This window comes from Bacillus kexueae, assembly GCF_022809095.1.
In the GTDB taxonomy this organism is placed as follows: domain Bacteria; phylum Bacillota; class Bacilli; order Bacillales; family Aeribacillaceae; genus Bacillus_BZ; species Bacillus_BZ kexueae.
The window spans coordinates 666,962-690,168 of record NZ_JALAZE010000001.1 but is presented as its reverse complement, the minus strand read 5'-3'; the positions used below and the strand labels follow the sequence as shown (position 1 = coordinate 690,168).

The window sequence follows — 23,207 nt, the reverse complement described above, 5'->3', positions numbered from 1 at the left end:
CAATATGGATGGGAATTATCGACTCCATCCTATAATGACAGGTAAGACTGGAGAAAACGGGCAACGCCGTCTTCTTCGTTTGTTCCTGTTACTTCATTAGCAATGGATTTTACTTGGTCAATGCCATTTCCCATTGCCACGCCACAGCCTGCATAGTCAAGCATTTCTAAGTCGTTATCTTCATCTCCAAAAGCGATAATTCGTTCTTTTGGAATGTTATAATAATCAGCGATGATTTTTAAGCCGACTGCTTTATGGATACCGGCTCGAATAATTTCAATGACATGCCAAGGTGCTGCCCAGCGACGGTGGTCAACGACATTTGCGTGAACATCACTTAAATACCCTCGGATTTTTTCCACATTTTCTTCCGGTGCATGGATTAAGATGCTCGTCACATCTTTACGCAAAACATTTTTTAAATTACCAATTGTCACTTCTGGATTTCCCATACTAAAAATATCTAAAAGCTTCTCATCATGATAATGGAAATACACTTCGTCCAATACTTCCGCTAATATGTTGTGAACATCATGTTTTTCAGCCACTTCAACAATTTCTCTTACGACTTCAACTTCGAGTGTCGTATGATAACTACCCCATGAGTCATCTTTTGGGTGGTGAACAAAGGCCCCGTTAAAGTTCACAATCGGTGTGTTTAAATCTAATTCATGATAATATACATCGCTAGAGCGAAAAGGGCGGCCAGTCGCAATGCAGACATGATGGCCTTGTTCTTTCGCTTTTTGAAGAATTTCTTTTGAATATGGCGAAATGGTTTTATTATCTTTTAACAGTGTCCCATCGAGGTCGATGGCGATTAAATGTGGTTGATTCTTCATATTCTCTCCCCAATCAGTCGATTTTCATCAGCGATACTAAAAGTTTAACAGATGAACGTTTCTTTTTTCCATATTTTTCTCAATCATGCTACACTAACAGTAGGTAAAAATATGAAAGGAGTACTAGCATGAGCAGCATAATCATACAACGAGATCAAGTACAAGACATTCCTGCGCTTCATTTAGTGAAACAATCCTTACAACATGAGCGTTTGCCGTTCATTTTATTTATCCACGGCTACACAAGTGCCAAAGAGCACAATTTACATTATGCTTACTTACTAGCTGAAAAAGGATTTCGTGTTGTTTTACCAGATGTGAAGTTCCATGGTGAACGCGTCGTAGAAACGGAAACAGAACTGCATATGCAATTTTGGCGAATCGTTTTACACACGATTCATGAGCTAAATACATTAAAGGAATTTTATGAACAACAAAATCTAATGGATCATGAACGCATTGGCGTGGTCGGGACGTCGATGGGTGGCATCATTACATTAGGTGCTTTAACACAATATCAATGGATTAAAACAGCCGTTAGTTTAATGGGGAATCCTGCTTACGGAAGTTTCTTTCAAATGCAGATTCAACATTTAAAACAACAAGGGATTAATATTCCTTTCACCGATGAACAATTAGCAGAACAGATGAATCAACTGAAGCCATATGATTTGTCCACCCAATTAGATAAATTAGCCAACCGACCATTGCTCTTTTGGCACGGAAAGAAAGATCAGGTTGTCCCATTTGCTCCTGCTTATAAATTTTATGAAGAGATTCTACCTCTTTATGCCGAAAATCCTGAACGAATCCATTTTGAAGCAGATGAACATGCAGGACATAAAGTTTCCCGTAAAGGGGTGCTATTGACCGTCGAATGGTTTGAAAAGCATTTATTGCACAATGTTCGAAATAAGGTGGAAACTTCGTTATAATGGTCAAATAAAAAGAGAAAGGAGTTTTTTCAAATGGATGAAGCATTAAAAGAAAATATTATGGGTGCACTAGAGCAAGTAGTGGACCCCGAATTAGGAATCGATATTGTGAACTTAGGGCTTGTTTATGATGTTGAATTAAATGAAGAAGGCACATGTATCGTTACGATGACATTAACTTCTATGGGCTGCCCACTCGCAGGAACGATTGTCGAGCAAGTGAAAGCAGCACTCGTTGGGATCCCAGAAGTGAAGGACGTAGATGTGAATATCGTTTGGAATCCACCTTGGACAAAAGATAAAATGTCCCGTTATGCAAAAATTGCATTAGGCATTTCGTAAGCACAGCGAACTTTCGCTGTGTTTTTTAATGTTACAGAAAGTTTAAGTTCAATAAAGTGTTAAAGTATTCTCTTTACCGTTTTTTTGGTGTCTAGCTCCAAGCGCCATCAGCTCGGGTCGCTTCGGCCCTGCTGTGGCGACAGAAGTCTCCTCGCAGGTTCTCCAGCGCCCTTCACCTAAGGACTTGCGCTTTTCTTATTTGGAAACAAAAAGCGCAGGTGATCTTTCAGTTTCTATAAAGGTAGATAGAAAATAACGCGTACTTCTCTTCTTCATTTATCCTTTTCAACATCATTTCTAAAAATTTGTTTCCCTCCTCATCAGTTCACAACAATTACCATCATGATTTTCAATTGAATGTAAGAAACTAACGGTGTAAAACAATGTCTGAGGAGGAATGAACGTTGAAAAATAAAATCTTTGGTGTTACAGCGGCCCTTACACTTACCCTCGGTTTGACCGCTTGTAACTTTGGAGACGACCGAGCTCAAAATGATCATATGGATATTTCGGCTGCAGATACATCCACACCGAGTAGTCAATATCCTCATACAAAAGCAATATTAGTTCAAGATGCAAAATATAAATTTGTTCAAGTAGACCCAAGTCAAGCAGATGATATTCAAAAGAAATTACATGAAGAAATTAAAAAACAAGTAGATCAATTTCGTAATCAGCTACCAACACAACCGAGAACTCAAGTGCCTAATCAAGGACAACCGAATCAGCAATACAAAGCACCAACGACCGAACAACAGCAACCACAACAACCGGCTAAAGAACAACAACAACAAGAACAACAGCCGACAGGAGATACACAAGGAATTGGCGAATACGCCCAACGAGTCCTTGATTTAACGAATCAAGAGCGCGCGAAAGCAGGGCTACCTGCGTTAAAAGCAGATGCTGAATTAAGCCGCGTCGCACAGAAGAAATCGGAAGACATGCAACAAAACAATTACTTCTCGCATACGAGCCCAACATACGGTTCACCATTCGATATGATGCGTGACTTTGGGATTTCCTACAAAACAGCAGGTGAAAACATTGCACAAGGGCAGCGTACGCCTGAAGAAGTTGTTAATGCCTGGATGAACAGTGAAGGGCACAGAAAAAATATATTAAGCAATCAATTCACCCATATCGGTGTGGGATACGAATCAAAAGGTAATCACTGGACACAAATGTTTATTGGGAAGTAATTCATTTGAATTAAAGGAAAAAAGGGACCGACGAATTCGGAGGTCTCTTTTTCTTTGTTACAGAAAGTTTAAGTTCAATAATATGTTAAAGTATTTTCTTTACAGTCTTTTTGGTGTCTAGCTCCAAGCGCCATCAGCTCGGGTCGCTTCGGCCCTGCTGTGGCGACGGAAGGTCCTCCACCGCCCTTCGCCTTAGGACTTGCGCTTTGTGCTTTTCTTATGAGCAAAGGCTCTTTTTTAGAATAGAAAAAGGATGTGAATAACTTCACACCCGTGAGATAAGCTATACAATTTTTTCTTTCTGAATAAATCGTTTTACTTGTTCTATTGTTGTAGGTTTGCTCAAGTAAAAGCCTTGGACACGGTCACAATTAATTTCTTTTAAATAGTTAAGCTGACTTTCTTTCTCTATACCTTCTGCAACTACGGTAATACCTAAATGATGAGCCAATGAAATAATGGCACTCGTAATGGCTTTCCCATTTGTTCCGTCCATATCTTGGATAAAACTTCGGTCAATTTTTAGCGTATCAAACGAGAATTGTTGTAATTGGATGAGCGAGGTATATCCGGTGCCGAAATCATCTATGGATAGTGACACGCCTAGATTTTTTAATTGTCGCAGCCTTTTTTTAATTTCTAATTCGTTCTCAAGAAGCTTGCTTTCCGTAATTTCGAACTCAATCCATGTTGGATCAATCTGAAATTCTTGAATGATTTTTCTAACTTCATCAATAAACTCCGGATGCTGCAGTTGCTTAGTCGAAATATTAATGGCTAATTTGACGGCATTTTCTCCTTCTGAATTCCATTTAAGTAGCTCAAGACAGGCAGATTTCAGTACCCAGTAACCGATTTCCATTATCGTCCCATTTTCTTCGGCGATAGGGATGAAATCAGCAGGAGAAATGAATCCATGTTCCGGATGATTCCAGCGAATTAACAGCTCGATTAAATCTACTTGACCCGTTGATAAGTTCACAATTGGCTGGAATTTCAACGAAAATTGATCTTGGTCAACTGCGTCTTTTAAGCCATTTGCTATGATATACCGATATTTAAATAATTGATCAAATTCTTGATCGTATACAAAGTATTGGTTTTTTCCTTGTTCTTTTGCATAAAACATGGCAATACCCGCTTTTCGTAAAAGATCTTCTGGTCCGTCTTGTACCGATGTATTTTGCACAATCCCTATGCTAGCTGTTATGTTTACTTTTTTCTGGTTAATATAAAAAGGCTCTTTCAACGCGTTAACAACACTATCGGATATGTTTTTAATGGATGTAGTATTTAAGTTTTGGATGGCGATTGCAAATTCATCCCCTCCAAGTCGTGCTAACGTATTATGAGGAGGTAAACACTCGAGAAGACGGTTTCCCACTTCTCTTAGAAATTCATCCCCGGAGGTATGACCAAATGTGTCATTGATGAACTTAAACCCATCAATATCCAGTAATAAAACTGCAAAATCTTTATCATTTGCTAAATAATCTTTGATGCGCTCGATAAACAAACTTCGATTGGGTAAATTCGTCAAGCGATCGTAATAGGCGAGACGATTAATTTCTTGCTTATATCTTTGCGAGTTGGTAACGTCTTTTGCAATTCCATAAACACCGATAATTTTTCCATCTTCAATCATTGGGAAATTTGATACTTGTAGGGAAACTTTATACCCTAATTTATGACGTATCGTTACATTATAGGTCGTAAGTTCACCCTTTTTTGCTCGGTTGAAATTTATTAAAATTTTCGGTAATTCTTCAGAAATCACAAGCGGCATAAAGGAAGTATTCTTTAACTCAGCTTCCTCGTATCCAGAAATTTCATAACACATGCGGTTCAATGCTAGGAATTTACCATTTAAGTCTAAAGCATATACCGCATCGGTACTATTTTCGAATAAAGAGAGAAATTGTTTTTCCCTCTCTTTTAATCGTTTATTACTTTGTACGAATTCTGTTATATCTCCAAGCGTTCCGAAAATCATATCTTTTCCATCAAATTTAGCTACTGAACCATAAACATCTACAAACCTTATGTGGCCTTCTTTAGTAACAATCCTGACTTGATACCGGACTTCGTTTGCTAAACGTTTCATTCTTTCATCTATTTTTTCTTGTACAATTGGAAAATCTTCATCTAAAACAATTCGTTTTAAACGAATATTACCACTTAAAAGTTCTTCCTCTGTATAACCAATAATTTCGCAAAGTCGACTATTAGTGAATATAAAGCGATCCCCATCTAACACATACATTCCAATCGTGCTATCTTCAATAAAACGTTCATATAACGTTTGCAGAATGATCACTCGTTGTCCAATCTCTTCAACGCTTTTAATAATCTCCTTTGGATGATGGTTAGATTTATTTAATAAGTTAAAATGCAAGACTTATTACCTCCTCTAAACCATTGTTATTAATTTAACTATGGAATATATTGGGTTTTAATTAATTATATTTTATTTTTGGCAAATTAATAATTAAATGAGCTTAAAAATTGTAATAAATTTTGAGGGACTTTTTTAGTAGAAATCATTCATAGAAAGAGAGGGGGCTGTTGGATATTTAAATCGACATTTTGAAATAATTTAGATTAAACGAAGATCGAAAGAATTAGTTTGCGAATAAATGTTTATTTTCTGAAAAAGGTGGTAAAACATTTTTGTGAAAATGAAAACGATTTACATAAAATATTAATAAATATACAGTTGATTTTATTTTTATGCGGTACTATAATGAGAACTAATTTAACAAAAGTTGTGAAGGTGATCGAATTTGAATATAGGAATTATCGGTGCTACTGGGTATGGTGGTGTCGAATTATATCGAATCTTAAAAATGCATCCAAATGTATCGACATTCAACCTTTATACATCGTCAGATGAAGAAAAAGCGTATGCTGAAGTGTATACGCATTTGAACCAAATTAGCGATGAATCGTTAAAATCCATTGAGTTAGAAAAAATAAAAGAAGAAAACGACGTTGTTTTTTTAGCCACTCCTTCAGGAATATCGGCAAAATTATCGCCACAGCTTGAACATGAAAAGCTAAAGATCATCGATTTATCGGGCGATTTACGGATTAAAGATCCATCTCTTTATGAAGCGTGGTACCAAAAAGAGGCAGCGCCAGCGTCATTTATCGATAAGGCCGTTTACGGTTTAACCGAGGTGAATAAATCAAGCGTTCAAGAGGCGCAAGTTGTCGCTAATCCAGGATGTTATCCAACAGCTTCATTACTTGGGCTAGCACCACTTGTGAGTGAAAAGGTTGTCAAGCCCGGTTCAATTATTATTGATGCAAAGTCCGGCGTATCGGGGGCAGGTCGGAAACCGTCTCTAGCGACAAGCTTTGTTGAAATTCAAGATAACTTAAAAATTTATAAAGTTCACAAACACCAGCATGTTCCAGAAATTGAGCAAGCGCTACATCAGTTCGATTCCAATGTTGGCGCTATCTCGTTTTCTACTCATCTCGTTCCGATGACGAGAGGGATTATGGCGACGATTTACGTTGAGCTATTAGAAGATTGGGAAAATAATAGGTTACAAGAATTATATCGCCATTATTACGAAGGTCATCCTTTTGTTCGCGTTCGACAAGCGGGTTCATTTCCAAGCACGAAAGAAGTTTACGGCTCGAACTACTGTGATATAGCTGTTCAGCTCGATGAACGGACGAATCGTGTAACCATCGTTTCGGTGATCGATAATTTAATGAAAGGGGCTTCTGGGCAAGCCGTACAAAATATGAATGTCATGTTTGGATGGGATGAAACAACCGGCATTCCGAATAATCCAATTTATCCATAATAGAGGAGGAGCAACGAATGAAAACTGCAGAAAAGCTGCTAAAAAAAGTGGAAGGTGGCACTGTTTTAACGCCAAAAGGTTTTCAAGCGGGTGGGATTCACGCAGGTCTTCGGTATTCGAAAAAGGACGTTGGACTATTAATGAGTGAATCGCCTGCAGCAGCGGCGGCTGTGTACACGCAAAACCACTTTCAAGCAGCGCCATTGAAAGTCACACAAGAAAGCATTCAACATAGTGGGAAAATTCAAGCCATCATCGTAAACAGTGCGATAGCGAATGCCTGCACAGGAGAACAAGGGTTAAAGGACGCATATGAAATGCGCCGTTTAGTCGCCAAGCGGTTAGACCTGGTAGAAGAGCATGTCGCCGTTGCCTCAACAGGTGTCATCGGTGAATTTTTACAAATGGATAAAATCGCTCACGGCATTGAACAGGTCGAAGTATCGAACGGACTTGAAGGTGCAAAAAGCTTTCAAGAAGCCATTTTAACGACTGATACATTCCAAAAAAGTGCTTGCTACGAGCTGGAAGTTGGCGGGAAAACGGTGACGATTGGAGGAGCGGCAAAAGGGTCAGGAATGATTCATCCGAATATGGCAACGATGCTCGGATTTGTGACTACGGATGCCAATATCGATTCCACTCTTTTACACAAAACGTTAAAAGAGATTACAAATGAGTCGTTCAATCAAATTACAGTAGATGGTGATACATCGACGAACGATATGGTTCTTGTACTTGCTAACGGAATGGCTGACCACGAACCTTTAACAGAAGGCCATCCTGACTTTGAGCAGTTTAAAGAAGGGTTGAAAGCGGTTTGTGTTGACTTAGCAAAGCAGATTGCTCGTGACGGAGAAGGTGCGACAAAGCTCGTTGAGGTAAACGTGACCGGCGCACAAACGAAAGAAGAGGCGAACATTATTGCGAAAAAAATCGTGGGGTCGTCATTAGTTAAAACAGCCGTTTATGGACGGGATGGCAATTGGGGAAGAATTGTTGCTGCAGTCGGGTACAGTGACGCAAAGGTGGAACCCGATCAAGTATCAATTTATATCGGCCCTTACTTAATGTTTCAAAATGGCTTACCACAATCATTCTCGGAAGAGCTTGTCACCGAGTATTTAGCTAAAGAAACGGTAACCATTACGGTTCATTTAAACAATGGCACGGAAAAAGGAAAAGCGTGGGGATGTGATTTAACGTATGACTACGTCAAAATTAACGCAAGCTATCGAACTTGATAAACCACTTTTTGTCCTGAAATTAGGCGGAAGCATGTTAAAAGAGGTTTCAGATTCTTTTATCCAATCTGTGATCGAACTTAGAAAAAATCATTACGTTTTGTTTGTCCATGGAGGAGGACCAGAGATTAACGGGATGTTGGAAAAATTGAAAATTCCGAGCGTCTTTGTCAATGGACAGCGAAAAACGACGGAGCCGGTATTAGAAATAGTCGAAATGGTATTAGGTGGGAAGATGAACCAGCTGTTGTCGGGAAAATTAAAAGCTCACGGCATTCAAACGGTTGGGCTATCGGGGCACGACATTATTACCGCCTCATACTTGGATCATGATTCGTTAGGATTTGTCGGAAAGGTAGAAAAGGTGGATGATTGTCTTTTACGAACTCTATTGAAAGACGGATATGTGCCAGTTATCGCTCCGCTTGGAAAAACAAAAGACGGTCAAACCGTAAATATTAATGCGGATGTATGCGCGGCTGCTGTTGCGGAGGCGTTAAAGGCTGAACGATTGCTTTTTGTAACAGATGTACCGGGAATTTTAAAGAATGGGGAGTTGTTAGAGGAAGCGACCCCATCATTAATCGATGATTTAATTCAAGAAGGCACCATTTATGGCGGGATGATTCCGAAAGTAACGTCAGCGATTTCGGCATTATCTGACCAGTTAAAAGAAGCGATGATTGTAAACGGGAAAGGGACCATTTTTCATAGTGGACAGTTTGTCGGGACAAAAATTAAACAACAAGCATTCGTTTCTGGAAGTAATCAATAAAGGGTGTGATGATTATGAGTTATTTATTCCCAACGTATGCAAGATGGGAAGTAGAAGTGTCACATGCAGAAGGGTCTTACCTTTATGACACGAATGGAAAGAAATATTTAGACTTTGTATCAGGAATAGCCGTATGTAACTTAGGTCATCGACCGAAAAAGGTGCTAGAAGCCATTGAAGAGCAGTTACAAAACGTATGGCATGTGTCCAATTTATTTCAACAACCGATACAAGAAGAGCTCGCCGAAATTCTTGTTCGCCATTCATCTGGGGATGCGGTATTCTTCGCCAATAGCGGAGCGGAAGCGAATGAGGCGGCTATAAAACTAGCCAAAAAATATACAGGTAAACATAAAATCATCACCTTTCAAAAATCATTCCATGGCAGAACGTTTTTAACTATGACGGCAACCGGACAAGAAAAAGTGCAAGAAGGCTATGGGCCGCTAGCACCAACATTTGAGTATCTTCCGTACAATGATGTGGAAAAAGTTAAGCAGCTTCAAGATGACTCCGTTGCCGCTATCATGCTCGAAGTTGTGCAAGGAGAAGGGGGCGTCGTCCCTGGTAAAAAAGAATTTTTACAAGCTGTTGAACAAAAATGCAAAGAACTGAATGCTCTTCTGATCATTGATGAGGTTCAAACGGGCATTGGACGAACGGGAAAGCCGTTTGCTTACCAGCACTTTGATCTTGACCCGGATATTATTACGGTCGCAAAAGGATTAGGAAGTGGAATTCCTGTCGGTGCGATGATCGGGAAAGAGAAGTTGAAAGCAGCCTTCAGTCCAGGGAGTCATGGTTCAACATTTGGTGGAAATTACATCGCGATGGCTGCAGCGCTCGCGACGGTAAAGGAAATTTTTCACCCCGCTTTTTTAACAGAAGTAAAGGATAAATCGACTTACTTCCAACAATTACTCGAAAAAACACTTAACAATACTTCCGGGTTTGAATTGAGAGGACTTGGATTGATGGTGGGGATTGATTGTCATCAAAATGTGAATGACCTCATTTCTACGTTACGTGAAAAAGGGTTACTTGTATTACCTGCGGGACCGAATGTGATTCGATTGTTGCCGCCATTAACAGTGACAAAAGAGGAGATTGATCAGGCGGTGGCGATGATTCAAGAAACACTATTAAAAGTATCAGAGCCTTCTCTTCAATAGAGAAGGGTTTTCTTCACTTAAAAATGAATAAAAATACTTTAACATAAATAAATATACATTTAGATTCAGGAAGGATGATGACAGCGTGAAAGGATATTTAGTTTTATCAGACGGAACGACGTTTGATGGAGAAATGGACGATGAATTTCCGACGTATGAAGAAGGAGAAATTGTTTTTTATACCGGAATGACAGGATACCAAGAGGTATTAACGGACCCATCGTACCAAGATCAAATTATTGTCTTCACCTATCCGTTAATCGGAAATTATGGGATTAACGAAGATGATTTTGAAAGTGCTAAGCCGTGTGTGAAAGGTGTTGTCGTATTACAAGCCGTTGAGCATTATTCCCATTACGAAGCGGTCTCTTCTTTTAAAGAGTATTTAAAAAAATGGAACATACCCCTTCTTGAATGGGCGGATACACGTGCGATTGTAAAAGCCATTCGCGAAAAAGGGACACAAAAGGCGGCAATCACCACGAATCGAGATGAAACTGTTCACACACAGTTGACCGAAAACCAAGTAGAAAAGGTCGTAGACGAACAGATTAAGACATTCGGAGAAGGTGATTGTCACATTGCCCTCATTAATTTTGGATACAAAAAGTCAATCCTCGAATCGCTCGTGCAAAGAGGATGTAAAGTGACGGTTCTTCCGTATCATCTAATGGATCAAGTAAAAGACATGAACGTGAATGGAATCGTTTTGTCGAATGGCCCTGGAGACCCGAAATCTCTACTGTCTTATTTACCAAGCATTCGTACTGTGACATCGATGTTCCCAACACTCGGCATTTGCTTAGGTCATCAATTGATTGCGTTAGCGTACGGGGCGAATACGAAAAAACTTCGCTTTGGTCACCGCGGTGCCAATCATCCTGTCTTAGATCACAAAACCGGAAAAGTGTGGATGACGTCCCAAAACCATAGTTATGTGGTAGATGAGTTAAACAACACATCGCTTGTCGTGCGATTTACAAACATTAATGATCAATCGATTGAAGGGTTTGTGCATCAACAACTTCCGATCTTATCTGTTCAATTTCATCCGGAAGCAAACCCAGGACCGGTTGAGTCTGACATAGTATTCGATGAATTTTTAACAATGACAAAAGAAACAGAAGCATTAATTGTTTAAGGAGAGAACGATATGGCAAAGGATTCTACCATTCAAAAAGTACTCGTAATTGGATCTGGTCCGATTATTATTGGGCAAGCGGCAGAATTTGATTATTCTGGGACGCAAGGTTGTTTAGCATTAAAAGAGGAAGGACTCGAGGTAGTTCTTGTGAATAATAACCCGGCAACGATTATGACGGATACGAAAATTGCGGATGCCGTTTATTGTGAACCACTTACTGTCTCAAGCCTTGAGAAAATCATTCAAAAGGAGAAGCCCGATGGATTGCTTGCGACGTTAGGAGGGCAAACAGCGTTAAACTTAGCGGTTGAGTTAGAGGAGAGCGGACTGTTACAGAAATACGGTGTCAAGCTTCTTGGAACGACAAGTGAAACCATTCAAAAAGGAGAAGACCGTGAAAAGTTTCGTCAGCTTATGAACGATCTGAATGAACCGATTCCTGAAAGTGAAATTGTAGAAACAACCGAAAGCGCAGTACAATTTGCAGAATCGATTGGTTATCCGATTATTGTGCGCCCAGCTTACACACTTGGCGGTAAAGGTGGCGGAATTGCAAACGATCAATCTGAGTTGGAGCAAATTGTATCAAATGGCTTAAAGATGAGCCCGATTCACCAAGTATTAGTGGAAAAAAGCATTGCAGGCTTTAAAGAAGTAGAGTACGAAGTGATGCGGGATGAAAGTGATACTTGTATTACTGTGTGTAACATGGAAAATATTGACCCCGTTGGTATTCACACCGGTGATTCCATCGTTGTCGCACCATCTCAAACGTTAACCGATGAAGAATATCACATGCTTCGCGGAGCCGCGTTAAAAATCATTTCTGCTTTAAAAGTCGTCGGAGGCTGTAACATTCAATTTGCCCTTGACCCTGAGAGTAAGCAATATTACGTCATTGAAGTCAACCCGCGCGTCAGTCGATCTTCCGCGCTTGCTTCTAAAGCAACGGGGTATCCGATAGCGAAAATGGCGGCAAAGCTTGCGATTGGGTATACGTTAAAAGAACTGAAAAACCCGTTAACTCAATCAACTTACGCAAGCTTTGAACCAGCATTAGATTACGTCGTCGTAAAATTCCCTCGCTGGCCGTTTGACAAATTTATGAAAGCAGATCGAAAGCTTGGAACGAAAATGAAGGCGACAGGTGAAGTAATGGCAATTGAGCGAACACTAGGTGCCGCCTTACAAAAAGCAGTTGAATCTTTGGAGTTAAAAACGATTGGTTATACTTTACCCAAATTAAAGGGAGTCGAAACCTCCGCATTGAAAGCGATGCTTGTTCAGCAAACGGATGAACGCTTTTTTATCATCATGGAGTTAATTCGTCGAGATGTATCCATTCGCGAAATCCATGACCAAACGAAAATCGATTTGTTTTTCTTATCCATTTTTCAACACCTAATACAACTAGAGAAGAAAATGATTAAGCAACCGCTAGCTCCTTCACTTTTATGGGAGTTGAAGAAAAATGGCTTTTCCGACTACGCCATTTCCAATTGGACGAATACGAGCGAACAGCACATTCGCTCATTGCGAAAAAAATGGGGGATTCAACCGGTCTTTAAAATGGTTGATACATGTGCTGCGGAGTTTGAAGCGAGAACGAACTATTTTTATTCCACATACGTAGGGGAAAATGAAGCACACTTCCAAGCGAATAAGAAAAAAGCACTCGTCATTGGCTCAGGGCCAATTCGAATTGGGCAAGGAGTTGAGTTTGATTACAGTGCCGTTCACTGTATCCAAACGCTGCAAAAATTAGGATACGAAGCGATTATGATTAACAACAATCCTGAGACCGTCAGCACGGATTATGAAACGGCCGATCGTCTCTACTTTGAACCATTAACGGTTGAACATATTGTAGCGGTTGTCGAAAACGAAGGGATTGATCTTGTCATTACCCAATTCGGTGGGCAGACAGCAATAAATTTAGTTGAAGCCTTACAAAAAGAAAATGTGCCGTTACTCGGTATGAATCAAGAAATGCTCGATCAGTTGGAAGACCGAGAGAAATTTTATCAGCTTTTAGATTCCGTCAATATTCCGCACGTAAAAGGAATAATGGCTTTTCATTTGGAAGACGCTCTTGAACAATCGAAAACATTACAATTCCCAATTCTTTTACGTCCATCTTATGTCATTGGTGGAAAAGGAATGGTGAAGGTCCATTCATTTGATGAACTTCAAACGTTATTAACTGACATGGAATCCGAACACTTTCCGATTTTACTAGATGAGTTTGTGACAGGAATGGAAGTAGAAATCGATCTTGTTGCAGATGGAAAAGACGTCTTCGTACCGGACGTGATGGAGCATATTGAGGGAGCTGGTGTTCATTCAGGTGATAGCTTTGCGTTTTTCCCAGCCCAATCTATCAACCAAGAACAAAAAGAAGCGATGTATAACTATGCGAAAAAAATTGTGCAAGCTCTCCAATATAAAGGCATTATGAATATTCAATTTTTAGTGAAAGGAAAGGACATTTTCGTCTTAGAAGTGAACCCACGGGCAAGTCGAACGGTTCCCGTTATAAGCAAACTTTCCAATGTGTCGCTCGTTGAAGTGGCGACAAAGGTATTAGCAGGTGCTTCGCTTTCGGATTGTATAACAGAAAAAGAAATGAATCCTTATGTTGCCGTGAAGTTCCCTGTCTTTTCATCACATGCGCTAACGGATGTTGACTTAAAGTTAGGGCCTGAAATGAAATCGACAGGAGAAGGAATGTGTATCGGTTTAACAGTTGAAGAGGCACTGAAAAAAGTATTTGCTCACTTACACCCAGTATCAGAAAACGGGATCTATGTTGAAGGGCAAAATGACGTTCCATTTGAACAATGGTTGAAGCATGAAGAGGCTACGGTCTATGTCAATAGTGAAAAAACGAAGGAGGCGGAACAAAAGCGTCGCCAAGCGATTGAAAAAGGTATCGCAGTACTAACCGAGGAAGAGACATATCGTGCGTTCTTGCAAAGCTTCGATGCAGAAGACGTCTCCCCAATAGCTCTACATGAACTTGTTAAGATTGAAAAAGGAGTGATGAACTCATGAAAATAAAAACGATCGGTAAAGATGTATTAAATCTTCATTCTTATACAACAGAAGACATTCACGACTTATTAAATGAGGCGTTACAGCTAAAGAAATCCCCTTATTCGGACCTTTTAAAAGGGAAGACGTTGGCGATGATTTTTGAAAAATCTTCAACGAGAACTCGTGTCTCTTTCGAAGTCGGCATGATTCAATTAGGTGGTCATGCGATTGATTTAAATGCGAATCAACTTCAGTTGGGGCGCGGTGAAACGGTTTCAGATACGGCAAAAGTTCTTTCTTCTTATGTGGACGCGATATTAATACGAACGACAAGTCATGAGCGTGTGAAGGAACTAGCTGAAAATGCTTCTGTTCCTGTTATTAACGGACTTTGTGACTTGTATCATCCATGTCAGGCGTTAGCTGATTTACTCACCATTCTTGAAGTGAAGGGGACGTTAGAAGGACTTCACGTCGCCTATGTAGGAGATGGGAACAACGTCGCGCATTCGTTAATGATGGCGTGTGCCAAAGTAGGCGTCGATATTTCGGTTGCGACACCTGTCGGCTTTGAACCAAATGAGCAAATTGTTCACCAAATTAAAGAAGTAGCTGAACAGACAGGCTCAACTGTTACGATTACTAACGACCCGATTCAAGCCGTCACCAACGTCGATGTCGTGTACACGGATGTATGGACGAGTATGGGACAGGAGGAAGAGGCAGAAGCGCGTAAAAACATCTTCCAACCGTATCAAGTGAATGCGGAACTTATGTCATATGCAAAAGCAGATGCTACCTTCCTTCATTGCTTACCAGCTCATCGTGGAGAAGAGGTAACGGCCGATGTAATCGACGGAGTGAACTCAGCCGTTTTCCAGCAAGCTGAAAACCGCCTTCACGCACAAAAAGCAATTTTAAAAATGTTATTGGCATAAAAAAGAAAAACCAGTGGAGCCAATCGGCCCCACTGGTTTTTTAAGCAAAAAGTAAAACTAAAATTCCGACAATCCAACAATAGTAAGAGAAATATTTTAAGTTTCCGCGTTCCATAATCCCCATGAACCATTTTAAAGCGAAATATGATAAAACGAAAGACGCGATAAAGGCAAGCGTTAACGGAACCCATTGGCTCGCTAAAGCTTGATTTTCTGCTAAATCACCGATGGCAAGTAATGTAGTTCCTAAGCTAACCGGTATGTACAATAGGAACGAAAAACGTAAAGCCGTTTCTTGTTTCATGCCTAGCCCAACTGCTGCAATAATCGTTGCACCAGAGCGGCTAATACCAGGAATTAAAGCAACAGCTTGAGCGAATCCGACAATCAACGCATCCTTCACTGTTAAATCCCCATCGTTTTTACGCCCTTTTAAATTGCGAATCAAATAAAGCGCAATCCCTGTTAAAATAAGCGTTGCTCCAACAATTTGCACCCCATCTTTTACAAGGCCTTCGATGAAATCACCGAACAACACGCCGATTAAACCAGCAGGAATCGTAGCAATGACTAAATACACAATAAAGAAAAAGTCACTTTTCTTTGCAGGATCTTTCGTTCCGATATACCCTAATCCATTCACAGTTAAACGGGCTAAATCCTTTCGATAAATCACGAGAACCGCTAACAACGAAGCGGCATTCATCAACACTTCAAACGATAGACCCGGAAGCTCAATCCCTAAAAAATACTGGGCCAAAACAAGATGACCACTCGATGAAATCGGAATCGGCTCGGTAAACCCTTGAAGCGCTCCTAAAAATAAATATTTTATGATTTCATATAATAAACTCATTGTTTCCACGAAGAAATCCTCCACTCATCAACATTCACTACTTCATTTAACTACATGTACCACATTCTGTAAAGGTGTATTTTAGCATGTAAACAGAATGTAATGGTCATAATAAACGAAGAAAACGTAAGGAGGGATTCTATGGGACAAGCTCATCAATTCAAACCAGGACAAAAAGCCCCGAACAACGGCGTGTACGTCGAAATAGGCGAAACCGGATCAATGGTTAAAAATCCGAAAAAAATCAAACTAAAAGCAGGAGACTCCTTCCCAGAAACATCAAACCACAATCGAATCTGGACATACCAACGAAAACCGTAAGAAGCTGGGGACAAACCCAGCTTCTTCTTTTTCTTTTGTACGAAAGCACGAGTGTTCGTGCATAGGGGAGAGGAAGTCTTGCATAGGGGAGCTTGCTCCGCGGCAAAGGGAAGTAGCTCGCGCATAGAGGGGAGGCCCGCGCGCATAGGGGGGGGTGCCCGCGCGCATAGAGGAGTAGTTCGCGCGCATAGAGGAGTAGTTCGCGCGCATAGAGGAGTAGTTCGCGCGCATAGAGGAGTAGTTCGCGCGCATAGAGGAGCCGCCCCCGCGCATAGGGTAGTTCGCGCGCATAGGGGAGTAGTTCGCGCGCATAGGGGAGTAGTTCGCGCGCATAGGGGAGTAGTTCGCGCGCATAGAGGAGAGTCCTGCGCGCATAGGGGAGTAGTTCGCGCGCATAGAGGAGAGTCCTGCGCGCATAGGGTAGTTCGCACGCATAGGTGGAGTGTAGCCGCGCATAGAGAAGCTGCCCGCGCGCATAGAGGAGCCGCCCCCGCGCATAGGAGAGTAGTCCCCGCGCATAGGAGAGTAGCCCGCGCGCATAGGAGAGTAGTTCGCGCGCATAGGAGAGTAGCCCGCGCGTATAGGAGAGTAGTTCGCGCGCATAGGCGCGCATAGGAGAGCAGTTCGCGCGCATAGGAGAATAGCCCGCGCGCATAGGAGAGTAGTCCCCGCGCATAGGAGGGTAGCTCGCGCGCATAGGAGAGTAGTTCGCGCGGCATAGAGAAGCTGCCCCACACATAGAGGCCCCTACCTGCGATTAAGACAAGTCATCGTTCATAAAAGAAAATCCCCCGTGCTTATACAAGTTGCCCACATCGAAAAGCAGATTCTCCAGTTCAATCTTCGTACGAAACTTTTCCTTCATTCATTCGTATTTTAAACAGGCAAATCGCTTTACAACTACATAAACGTGGCTATAATGATGATAAAAGGTCAAAGAAAGTCAAAACTCTCAATCATGCATACCTGATAAAAAGTGAGGGCAGCAAAATGGATTTCAATCAATGGACGGAGAAAATGCAATCAGCTTTTGTGGAAGGGCAGACGATTGCGAAAGAACATAGTCATCAGCAAATAGAGGATATTCATCTCCTAAAGGCACTCTTAAATCAGCCAGAAGGTTTGTTTCCTCGAATGGTGGAGCTGCTTGAGGTCTCTAGGAACGAATTGGAGCATGAGATTCATAAGCTTCTACAAAAAAAGCCGCAAGTTAGCGGGACTGGTGCAATGAATCAAGTCTTCCTATCAAAAGGACTGGAAGAAGTATTATTAAAAGCTCAAACCATTCAAAAAGAATGGGACGATCATTTTCTTTCAGTGGAGCATTTATTGCTTTCAATGGCACATGTAAAAAACCAAGATGGCTTTCGCTTGTTTCAAATGTTTCAACTTACAGAAGATAAATTGTTAACGGTTATTCATCAAATAAGGGGGAATCAACGGGTGGTTACGCAAAACCCAGAGGCAACTTATGAAGTGTTAAAGAAATATGGACGTGACTTAATTGAAGAGGTTAAAGCTGGGAAAGTTGATCCGGTTATTGGCCGTGATCAAGAGATTCGTCGCGTTATTCGGATTTTGTCACGTAAGACAAAAAATAACCCAGTTTTAATAGGAGAGCCGGGTGTTGGGAAAACGGCGATTGTCGAAGGTCTGGCTCAGCGAATTGTGCGGAAAGATGTACCAGAAGGGTTGAAAGATAAAACGATTTTTGCACTCGACATGAGTTCGCTTGTCGCTGGTGCAAAGTTTCGTGGAGAGTTTGAAGAACGGCTGCAAGCCGTTTTAAATGAAGTGAAGAAAAGTGACGGAAACATCATTTTATTTATTGATGAATTGCATACGATTGTTGGAGCTGGTAAAACAGAAGGCGCGATGGATGCCGGAAATATGTTAAAGCCGATGCTGGCAAGAGGAGAGCTTCATTGCATCGGGGCGACAACCATAGATGAGCATCGAAAATATATTGAAAAAGACCCTGCGTTAGAGCGCAGATTTCAACAAGTGTTAGTTAGTGAGCCGACAGTGGATGATACCATTTCCATTTTACGTGGGTTAAAAGAGCGATTTGAAATCCATCATGGTGTGAACATTCAAGACGCTGCTTTAGTGGCAGCTACGGAGTTATCTGATCGCTACATTACCGAACGGTTCTTACCAGATAAGGCCATTGACTTAGTCGATGAAGCATGTGCGATGATTCGTACGGAAATTGATTCAATGCCCGCAGAGTTAGATGAGATTATGCGTAAGCTTATGCAGTTAGAAGTAGAAGAAAAGGCGTTGAAAAATGAGTCAGATTTAGCAAGCCAGAGTCGATTAAATGAGCTAACAAAACTTGTGTCAGAGCTTCGGGAAAAGGCTGATGTAATGAAAGCGAAGTGGCTGCTTGAAAAGGAAGGGATTCAAAAAGTACAACAGCTTCGCGAGACGTTAGAAAAGGCGAGAAGAGATTTAGAAGAGGCAGAAAATCAATACGACTTAGATAAAGCGGCAGAATTACGTCATGGAAAGATTCCACAATTGGAAAAAGAGTTGGCTACTCTTGAAACACAAATGAATGAGAAACAAGAAGAGCAACGATTACTTCGTGAAGAGGTGACAGAAGAAGAGATTGCTCAAATCGTCGCCAAATGGACAGGCATTCCTGTATCCAAGCTTGTAGAAGGGGAAAGGGAGAAACTATTAAAGCTTGAATCGGTGTTAAAAGAGCGTGTCATTGGCCAAGATGAAGCTGTTGAACTCGTATCTGATGCGGTACTTCGTGCAAGGGCTGGTATTAAAGATCCGAACCGTCCGATTGGTTCCTTCCTCTTTTTAGGACCGACGGGTGTTGGGAAAACGGAGCTTGCGAAAACACTAGCAGAAACTCTATTTGATAGCGAAGACCATATGGTACGTATCGACATGAGTGAATACATGGAAAAACATGCGGTTTCGCGACTCATTGGGGCACCTCCAGGATATGTCGGCTATGAAGAAGGAGGACAACTAACAGAAGTTGTTCGTAAAAACCCGTATTCCGTCATCTTACTTGATGAGGTGGAAAAAGCGCATCCCGAAGTGTTTAATATTTTATTACAAATGCTTGATGACGGGAGAATTACCGATTCACAAGGACGCACCGTCGATTTTAAAAATGCGGTTATTATTATGACTTCTAATATTGGGTCTAGCTTTTTACTAGATGGGCTTAATGAGCAAGGAGAAATTGTAGACGAAGCGAGAAGTCAAGTAATGGAGCAATTAAAGCGTCATTTTCGTCCAGAGTTTTTAAATCGTATTGACGATATCGTGTTATTTAAGCCATTATCTATGCACGAAATGGAAAAAATCGTTGAAAAGCTTATGAAGGAATTACAAGACCGGTTAGCACATAAGCAAATGACTCTTACATTAACAGAAGATGCGAAAAAATTCATTGTAGAAAGTGGATTTGACCCTGTTTATGGGGCGCGACCTCTGAAGCGATATATTCAAAAACATGTCGAAACGATGCTTGCCCGGGGAATTATTGCGCAGGAAATTGTCGATTTTGATACCATTGAAATCGACGCTCAAGATGGAAAACTTGTCATAAAATCATAATGAAAAAGCAGATAGGAGAATGAGTTCTCCCATCTGCTTTTTTTTGTTACAGAAAGTTTAAGTTCAATAAAGAGTTCTCTTTACAGTTTTTTTGGCGTCTAGCTCCAAGCGTCATCAGCTCGGGTCGCTTCGGCCCTGCTGTGGCGACGGAAGCCTCCTCGCAGGTCCTAAAGCGCCCTTCGCCTAAGAACTTGCGCTTTTTCTGTGAAAATAAAAATTACCTATGAGCTGAATGATCGATCATGATAGGTAGATGGTAGAAAGAAAAAACCCCGGGGAGAATAAATTTTCATGTCCGGGGTGTGAGTGTAAAATCATGTATGTTTCTTACTCCGTGCTACTTCATCAATCGCTTGATCCATTTTAATCCGTCTTTAAAGTCAGGGTAACGAACTGGTAAATCAAATTTCGTCGTTTGGTGAAGGACGCTTTTGTGATGGGTAAATGTGTCAAAGCTTTTCTTCCCATGATACGACCCAATGCCACTATTCCCAACTCCTCCAAATGGAAGATAAGGGGTTGCGATGTGAAGAATGGTATCGTTCATTGCACCGCCCCCGAAGGAAGTTTCATGAATAATCCGTTGTTGGATGGCTTCGTTTGCTGTGAATGTATAGAGGGCAAGCGGTTTCGGTCTGTTTCGAATGGCCTCGATACACTCATCAATTTGCTGGAAGGTTAAAACTGGTAAAATCGGTCCGAAAATTTCATCTTCCATAACTGCATCGTCCCAAGAAATATGATCGAGAATGGTCGGGGCAATTGTTAGCGTTTCTTCGTTATAAGTTCCTCCGATGACAACGGAACCATTTGATAAAAAGGAAACGAGACGATCGAAATGGCGCTTGCTAACAATACGCGTATAATCATCGTTTTCAAGCGGATTCTTTCCATAAAACTTTTCAATATAATCACTTATTTTATCTAAAAGTGGTTGTTTAACCTTCTCGTGAACGAATAGATAATCAGGTGCAATACACGTTTGTCCGGCATTCAAAAATTTCCCCCATACAATGCGTCGTGCTGCTAGGTCGAGGTTAGCAGTTTCATCGACAATTACCGGGCTTTTCCCACCAAGCTCTAGTGTAACGGGTGTTAAGTTTTGAGCGGCAGCTTCCATCACAATTCGTCCGACTGGAACACTTCCTGTAAAGAAAATGTAATCAAAATTTTCTTTCAGCAGAGCTTGGGAAGTTTCGACTGCTCCTTCCACAACGGTAATATAAGTAGGGGGGAAGGTTTCATCTACAATTCTCTTTAGCAATTTTGAAACGGTGGGGGTTAATTCAGACGGCTTGATGACCGCTGTATTCCCTGCAATGATCGCTCCAATTAGAGGGGAAATTGCCAGTTGGAAAGGATAGTTCCATGGAGCGATGATTAAAACCGTTCCGTATGGCTCTTTGTAAATGACGCTTTTGGAACCGAAATGAGTAACAGGCGTTTTGACACGTTCAGGTTTTACCCATGATTTGGCGTGCTTGATCATAAAGGAGATTTCCTCTAACAGCACCCCAATCTCTGTCATGTATGCGTCTTTCTCCGATTTATTTAAATCTTTTTTTAAGGCAAAAAGGATTTCGTGTTCATATTTTTGTATGGCTTGTTTTAATTTTGTTAACTGATGGATTCGAAACGATAATGGTTTCGTTTCACCCGATAAGAAGTATTGTTTTTGTTCTTGTATAATGCGAGGAATGTCCATCGACTCACTCCTATTGTTTAAATGTTTAAATATATAAACATAATGACGGATGTTTAATTTTTTGTCAAACAAAAACCCTCTTGCACAATAAACAAGAGGGTTTTCGTTTCGACATGTCGAACCTGATTAATGATGTTCAATTGGTTCGTTTGGTAATAATTCTCCAATGATGAAAATGAGAACGGTTGCAACGACAGCAAGAACTGAAGATGTGCCGAACTCATATGTAGCGCCAATCATGGAAGAAACAACGTAGCTTGCCATGTTGACTAATAAAAATGCCCAAAATAACGTCATGACATATTTCATTTCGATTCACCTCTTTATACGGCTTTCCAATATATATTATCACACAAATTTTCGGTATGAAACGGCTAATTTTTTGATAAAAATGAAATAGTTATATAGGAAATAGGCGAAACACCAAACTTTGTATCGTTTTTATCATAAAGTAGTAAGGAATGAGAGAGTAACGAAAGGTGGTGGGAACATGGACGGTATTTCAGAGCGCTTTTTTCAAATAGAACAGGAATGGAATGTTGTGCACCTTCCGGAAAAGCCGAACGGATTCGGAGTGCTCATTATTGGAGATAAAAGTCACTACGTTGACGAAGATTCAAGCTTCTGGATTCAACATTACGGGAGGCGTCAATTGCTTCATTTATTAAGAGCAAGTGGCTATACCGTATTTTATTCCAACTTATATGGGCGACATTGGGGATCACCGAAAGCGACGATGCTTTCTAAGGAGTTGTACTATCTTGTTCAAAAGAAGGAGATTTTGAATAAGCGCATTCACATTATTGCAGAAGGAATGGGAGCGTTAACGGCTCTGCAATTGATGGAAATAATGGGGGATGACATTCGCTCGGTTTCCTTGTTAAACCCTTGTATTCAATTAAAAGAACAATTGCAATTGGAAAGAGAGAATAAATTCTTTTACAAACGAATGATACGTGAACTTTCAATCGCTTATGGTCTTGATGAAAAGGAGGTTGAAAAGCAAAGCTTTGCACAAATATCGAATTTTAAGTCGACAGTTCCTGTTCGAATCTGGCAAAAAATGTACGGAAGTCCTTACACCTACCAACTCCATAGTAAAGTATATGAGGAATACCGAACAGACATACACTCACCTATCCAACTCACTTTTTACCTTCCCGAAAATGCAACGCGCGTCTATCAAATGATGATGAATTATTTGCGAAGCCATGAGCGAATTTTATAGGAATGACTAATTTGAGTGTTCGGGGCATACGATACTATATCGAACATTCATCGCACGA

General features: G+C 40.8%; 18 protein-coding genes. 13 read left to right on the top strand and 5 right to left on the bottom strand.

The window, feature by feature from the left end; translation table 11 throughout:
- Window positions 1-29 precede the first annotated feature (29 nt).
- Window positions 30-842, bottom strand: coding sequence for a Cof-type HAD-IIB family hydrolase (locus tag ML543_RS03515; protein ID WP_243385751.1), 813 nt, complete (start codon window positions 840-842; stop codon window positions 30-32).
- Between the two features lie 128 nt (window positions 843-970).
- Between ML543_RS03515 and ML543_RS03510 the strand changes: the two genes are divergently transcribed.
- The 3 genes from ML543_RS03510 (at window position 971) to ML543_RS03500 (ending at window position 3,321) form a co-directional block, all read left to right on the top strand.
- Entirely contained in the window at window positions 971-1,777 is an 807-nt protein-coding gene (locus tag ML543_RS03510; RefSeq protein WP_243385750.1) for an alpha/beta fold hydrolase, read from the top strand.
- A gap of 33 nt (window positions 1,778-1,810) precedes the next feature.
- Window positions 1,811-2,119, top strand: coding sequence for a metal-sulfur cluster assembly factor (locus ML543_RS03505; protein WP_243385749.1), 309 nt, complete (start codon window positions 1,811-1,813; stop codon window positions 2,117-2,119).
- Between the two features lie 404 nt (window positions 2,120-2,523).
- Window positions 2,524-3,321, top strand: coding sequence for a CAP domain-containing protein (locus ML543_RS03500; RefSeq protein ID WP_243385748.1), 798 nt, complete (start codon window positions 2,524-2,526; stop codon window positions 3,319-3,321).
- Window positions 3,322-3,604: 283 nt separating this feature from the next.
- Here the strand turns inward: ML543_RS03500 and ML543_RS03495 are convergent, their stop codons facing one another.
- A complete protein-coding gene (locus ML543_RS03495; RefSeq protein ID WP_243385747.1) occupies window positions 3,605-5,716 on the bottom strand; it encodes a sensor domain-containing protein in 2,112 nt (703 codons plus the stop codon).
- A 388-nt stretch (window positions 5,717-6,104) separates the two neighbouring features.
- Here ML543_RS03495 and argC point away from each other — a divergent pair, with 388 nt between their 5' ends.
- From argC to argF, 7 genes are all read left to right on the top strand, one after another.
- Window positions 6,105-7,142, top strand: coding sequence for an N-acetyl-gamma-glutamyl-phosphate reductase (gene argC, locus ML543_RS03490; RefSeq protein ID WP_243385746.1), 1,038 nt, complete (start codon window positions 6,105-6,107; stop codon window positions 7,140-7,142).
- A 17-nt stretch (window positions 7,143-7,159) separates the two neighbouring features.
- Complete coding sequence (gene argJ, locus ML543_RS03485) at window positions 7,160-8,386, top strand: bifunctional ornithine acetyltransferase/N-acetylglutamate synthase (RefSeq protein WP_243385745.1); 1,227 nt, start codon at window positions 7,160-7,162, stop codon at window positions 8,384-8,386.
- A complete protein-coding gene (gene argB / locus ML543_RS03480) occupies window positions 8,349-9,161 on the top strand; it encodes an acetylglutamate kinase (protein WP_243385744.1) in 813 nt (270 codons plus the stop codon). Before argJ ends, argB begins: the two co-directional genes overlap by 38 nt.
- A gap of 14 nt (window positions 9,162-9,175) precedes the next feature.
- The gene (locus ML543_RS03475; protein ID WP_243385743.1) at window positions 9,176-10,333 is read left to right on the top strand and encodes an acetylornithine transaminase; all 1,158 of its coding nucleotides are present in this window, start codon (window positions 9,176-9,178) and stop codon (window positions 10,331-10,333) included.
- An 85-nt stretch (window positions 10,334-10,418) separates the two neighbouring features.
- Window positions 10,419-11,474 carry a carbamoyl phosphate synthase small subunit gene (locus ML543_RS03470; RefSeq protein ID WP_243385742.1) on the top strand — a complete coding sequence of 352 codons (1,056 nt, stop codon included), beginning with the start codon at window positions 10,419-10,421 and terminating at the stop codon, window positions 11,472-11,474.
- A 12-nt stretch (window positions 11,475-11,486) separates the two neighbouring features.
- Window positions 11,487-14,531 (top strand): carbamoyl phosphate synthase large subunit, encoded by a 3,045-nt coding sequence (locus ML543_RS03465; RefSeq protein WP_243385741.1) that lies wholly within the window; start codon window positions 11,487-11,489, stop codon window positions 14,529-14,531.
- Entirely contained in the window at window positions 14,528-15,451 is a 924-nt protein-coding gene (gene argF / locus ML543_RS03460; RefSeq protein WP_243385740.1) for an ornithine carbamoyltransferase, read from the top strand. Before ML543_RS03465 ends, argF begins: the two co-directional genes overlap by 4 nt.
- A gap of 40 nt (window positions 15,452-15,491) precedes the next feature.
- On the opposite strand, the gene ML543_RS03455 is transcribed toward argF, so the two are convergent.
- Entirely contained in the window at window positions 15,492-16,307 is an 816-nt protein-coding gene (locus ML543_RS03455) for an undecaprenyl-diphosphate phosphatase (RefSeq protein WP_243385933.1), read from the bottom strand.
- Window positions 16,308-16,448: 141 nt separating this feature from the next.
- On the opposite strand from ML543_RS03455, the gene ML543_RS03450 reads away from it, so the two are divergent.
- Entirely contained in the window at window positions 16,449-16,628 is a 180-nt protein-coding gene (locus ML543_RS03450; protein WP_243385739.1) for a YjzC family protein, read from the top strand.
- Window positions 16,629-17,618: 990 nt separating this feature from the next.
- Window positions 17,619-20,216, top strand: coding sequence for an ATP-dependent chaperone ClpB (gene clpB, locus ML543_RS03445; RefSeq protein ID WP_243385738.1), 2,598 nt, complete (start codon window positions 17,619-17,621; stop codon window positions 20,214-20,216).
- Between the two features lie 337 nt (window positions 20,217-20,553).
- Here clpB and ML543_RS03440 read toward each other — a convergent pair whose 3' ends face one another.
- Both ML543_RS03440 and ML543_RS03435 read right to left on the bottom strand, forming a co-directional pair.
- Entirely contained in the window at window positions 20,554-21,921 is a 1,368-nt protein-coding gene (locus tag ML543_RS03440) for an aldehyde dehydrogenase (protein ID WP_243385737.1), read from the bottom strand.
- A 126-nt stretch (window positions 21,922-22,047) separates the two neighbouring features.
- Entirely contained in the window at window positions 22,048-22,230 is a 183-nt protein-coding gene (locus ML543_RS03435) for a YjzD family protein (RefSeq protein ID WP_243385736.1), read from the bottom strand.
- A 181-nt stretch (window positions 22,231-22,411) separates the two neighbouring features.
- On the opposite strand from ML543_RS03435, the gene ML543_RS03430 reads away from it, so the two are divergent.
- Window positions 22,412-23,149, top strand: a complete 738-nt coding sequence (locus tag ML543_RS03430) for a hypothetical protein (protein WP_243385735.1) — start codon at window positions 22,412-22,414, stop codon at window positions 23,147-23,149.
- Window positions 23,150-23,207: the final 58 nt, after the last annotated feature.

Excerpts from the sequence above, each read along its gene's own strand:
- ML543_RS03435 (WP_243385736.1), bottom strand. The coding sequence starts at position 22,230 with ATGAAATATGTCATGACGTTATTTTGGGCATTTTTATTAGTCAACATG.
- ML543_RS03510 (WP_243385750.1), top strand. The coding sequence starts at position 971 with ATGAGCAGCATAATCATACAACGAGATCAAGTACAAGACATTCCTGCG.
- ML543_RS03465 (WP_243385741.1), top strand. The coding sequence starts at position 11,487 with ATGGCAAAGGATTCTACCATTCAAAAAGTACTCGTAATTGGATCTGGT.
- ML543_RS03475 (WP_243385743.1), top strand. The coding sequence starts at position 9,176 with ATGAGTTATTTATTCCCAACGTATGCAAGATGGGAAGTAGAAGTGTCA.
- ML543_RS03505 (WP_243385749.1), top strand. The coding sequence starts at position 1,811 with ATGGATGAAGCATTAAAAGAAAATATTATGGGTGCACTAGAGCAAGTA.
- ML543_RS03450 (WP_243385739.1), top strand. The coding sequence starts at position 16,449 with ATGGGACAAGCTCATCAATTCAAACCAGGACAAAAAGCCCCGAACAAC.
- argJ (WP_243385745.1), top strand. The coding sequence starts at position 7,160 with ATGAAAACTGCAGAAAAGCTGCTAAAAAAAGTGGAAGGTGGCACTGTT.
- ML543_RS03440 (WP_243385737.1), bottom strand. The coding sequence starts at position 21,921 with ATGGACATTCCTCGCATTATACAAGAACAAAAACAATACTTCTTATCG.
- ML543_RS03430 (WP_243385735.1), top strand. The coding sequence starts at position 22,412 with ATGGACGGTATTTCAGAGCGCTTTTTTCAAATAGAACAGGAATGGAAT.
- ML543_RS03455 (WP_243385933.1), bottom strand. The coding sequence starts at position 16,307 with ATGAGTTTATTATATGAAATCATAAAATATTTATTTTTAGGAGCGCTT.
- argF (WP_243385740.1), top strand. The coding sequence starts at position 14,528 with ATGAAAATAAAAACGATCGGTAAAGATGTATTAAATCTTCATTCTTAT.
- ML543_RS03515 (WP_243385751.1), bottom strand. The coding sequence starts at position 842 with ATGAAGAATCAACCACATTTAATCGCCATCGACCTCGATGGGACACTG.
- argB (WP_243385744.1), top strand. The coding sequence starts at position 8,349 with ATGACTACGTCAAAATTAACGCAAGCTATCGAACTTGATAAACCACTT.
- clpB (WP_243385738.1), top strand. The coding sequence starts at position 17,619 with ATGGATTTCAATCAATGGACGGAGAAAATGCAATCAGCTTTTGTGGAA.